Below are 2,534 nucleotides of genomic sequence, written 5' to 3'. Positions count from 1 at the left end.
GACAGGGAGGCTGAAAGTAAAACTCATGCACATTTTTCGTCGATGATGAAGTAAAAGATTCCTGTTTTATCCGTCAATCCTGCCTGGTTGTATTCCCGTCCCTCCCGTTCCTGGTTCCTGCATTTTTCTTCTCCGGTGAAAGATTGCATGTAACAATTTCGGAATAGCTGCAAAACATACCCTGCCATGAAAAACGATATCCTAAGTTTCTCCGGAAAAAATAACCATGTTACCGGGATTATATGCTCCTGTCCTCCCGCTCTTGTATCTTATTCAACAGGGTCCGCCGGAGTCATCATCCCCCTGGTTTATCCCGGGCAAATCCGGGATGATTCTTTCGTTTTCTCCTGCCCTCCCAGGCGAGGGATTGAGTACCCGAAGGAGAGGTTCCTGCACCGCTACCGTTGCAGCGCATTCTGCCCCCGGTACACGGGAACCCTGTACCCGTTCCTCATGGCTGGAATAATCGTATGAATCCGTTTTTTTTAACCTGGTGGATCACCTGAATCGAATTTTTGCTCTCTTCCGGCAGGGTAAACCGAAGGCCGGTTTTTCAGAGTCATGGTACTTTTAAAAAAAAGCCTAAATAGGTAGCCTCCGTGTTTCGATAACCCTTCTTCAATATAAATTTTTATACCTGTTTTTTTGAGAAAACCGGGGAATTTTTATAATTTTCTCCTTATAGAAAAACTTTCTTATGGTATTGATACATAGAATTCGTACGCACTCAGGAGGTGTGATATGTACAAAAGTGATGATGCAGTATCACCGGTGATCGGTGTTATCCTGATGGTTGCAATTACCGTCATTCTCGCTGCAGTGATTGCGGCATTTGTATTTGGTATGGCCGGAAACGTTGACAAAACAAAAGTAGTCAGCGTTGTGGGTGAGAGAGTAAATACAACCAGCACTATAGGAAATAACAACGGGTTTATTAAAATAACTAATTATGGTGGACAGGATGCCTCCAAACTGGTTAATGGTTCTGGTTCTTCTGTATTCGTGGTAAAAATTAATGGAGCAGATGCTACTCCTTCTACAGATCTAACTGATGCAGTAGGAACAATTGGATATTACCAGGTTCCGGGTACCCAGAAAGGTGCCGGACAGGATGATGTGTCTGTTACCGCCGTATTCCAGGATGGAAAATCCGCAGTAATTTATTCCTCAAAATTATAGATCCATTTACCCTTTTTTTTTAACAGTTATTATATATCTTAAGTACCTACCCATCATCCGGGTATCTATGACTTCATCTGATGACGGAGTATCCCAGGTGATCGGTGTCATTCTCATGGTTGCTGCCACGGTGATCCTCGCAGGAATCATTGCCGGATTTGTCTTCGGGCTGGTTGGGAACGTGGACAAGACCACCCCGATCGGGATTGCGAGTGAACGCCTCAACAAGACCCATATAAGGCTGACAAACCAGGGAGGCCAGGACCAGCCCAAGCTCGTCCCGGATCATCCGTTCACCGTCAGGTTAAACGGGGTCATCGTGGATTCCGAGATCCCTGAAGAGAATCTCCGGAACATGACCGGTTCCCAGGCCATATACGATATCTCCGAGGAGACCCGGGGTATTGACCGGGACGATCTCCTGGTTGCCGGGAATTTTAACTCGGGAAAGACGGAAGTGGTCTATTCCGGGACGATATAACCCTCTATAATTTCCAGTCCGTGGATAAAATAGCCCCCAATTTTCGCCAAAAGTACTAATTCGGTAATCTACGCGGACAACTACAGTTTTGCACTAAACATAATCTCATTACCCTGAACGGACAATATATGGTATGCACCGGGTTGATACCTTTGAAGAGATCAGAGAAGTTATCAATCTCCACCGATCAGATCTGGAGCAGAAGTACCAAGTCTCAAAGATTGCGGTATTTGGATCCGCTGCCAGAGATGCACTCAGCGATTCAAGTGATATAGATATTCTGGTAGAATTCAATGGTTCTATCGGATTTTTTGCACTCGCACACCTGCAGGACGAATTACGCTTGCTCCTTGGCAGAAACGTAGACCTTACCACATCGGGTGCACTTCACCCGCTTCTCAGAAATGCTATCCTTCAGGATCTCGTATATGTCTGAATCCCGAAGCGATGAGTTGTATTTTAACGACATTCTGGGAGCGATAGAGAAGGTGGAACGGTACCTTTCAGGTATCACCTATGAAGAATTCCTGAATGACAAGAAGACACAGGATGCAGTTTTGAGAAACCTGGAGATCATCGGTGAAGCATCCAGACGGATCGATCCCCAAACGCAGGAACAGATGCGGGATATCGACTGGAGCGGGATGATTGGAATGAGAAATTTCCTGTGTCACCAGTATTTTAGAACAGATTGGCAGATCGTATGGGACACCTGCCACAAGGATATCACAGTTCTCAACTCCAAACTGCACGAATATGGGTATAGATGAGGATAAGGATCTCATACCCTCTACGATATCTCCGAGGAGACCCGGGGTATTGACCGGGACGATCTCCTGGTTGCCGGGAATTTTCACTCGGGAAAGACGGAAGT

5 protein-coding genes are annotated in these 2,534 nt (G+C 45.9%); all 5 read left to right on the top strand.

The window, feature by feature from the left end; translation table 11 throughout:
* Positions 1–226: 226 nt before the first annotated feature.
* The 5 genes from LUQ50_RS15475 (at position 227) to LUQ50_RS15455 (ending at position 2,430) form a co-directional block, all read left to right on the top strand.
* Positions 227–466: a hypothetical protein gene (locus tag LUQ50_RS15475; protein ID WP_300041264.1), complete on the top strand. Its 240-nt coding sequence runs from the start codon at positions 227–229 to the stop codon at positions 464–466.
* A 275-nt stretch (positions 467–741) separates the two neighbouring features.
* Positions 742–1,179: a type IV pilin N-terminal domain-containing protein gene (locus tag LUQ50_RS15470; RefSeq protein WP_300041262.1), complete on the top strand. Its 438-nt coding sequence runs from the start codon at positions 742–744 to the stop codon at positions 1,177–1,179.
* Between the two features lie 67 nt (positions 1,180–1,246).
* On the top strand, positions 1,247–1,660 hold the full coding sequence (locus LUQ50_RS15465) for a type IV pilin N-terminal domain-containing protein (protein ID WP_300041260.1): 414 nt from the start codon (positions 1,247–1,249) through the stop codon (positions 1,658–1,660).
* Between the two features lie 133 nt (positions 1,661–1,793).
* Entirely contained in the window at positions 1,794–2,096 is a 303-nt protein-coding gene (locus LUQ50_RS15460) for a nucleotidyltransferase family protein (protein ID WP_300041257.1), read from the top strand.
* On the top strand, positions 2,089–2,430 hold the full coding sequence (locus LUQ50_RS15455) for a DUF86 domain-containing protein (RefSeq protein ID WP_300041255.1): 342 nt from the start codon (positions 2,089–2,091) through the stop codon (positions 2,428–2,430). Before LUQ50_RS15460 ends, LUQ50_RS15455 begins: the two co-directional genes overlap by 8 nt.
* Positions 2,431–2,534: the final 104 nt, after the last annotated feature.

Source organism: Methanospirillum sp. (assembly GCF_028679455.1).
Taxonomy (GTDB): Archaea; Halobacteriota; Methanomicrobia; order Methanomicrobiales; family Methanospirillaceae; genus Methanospirillum.
Note: the sequence above shows the minus strand (reverse complement) of the source record. Positions and strands in the feature narration are given on the sequence as shown.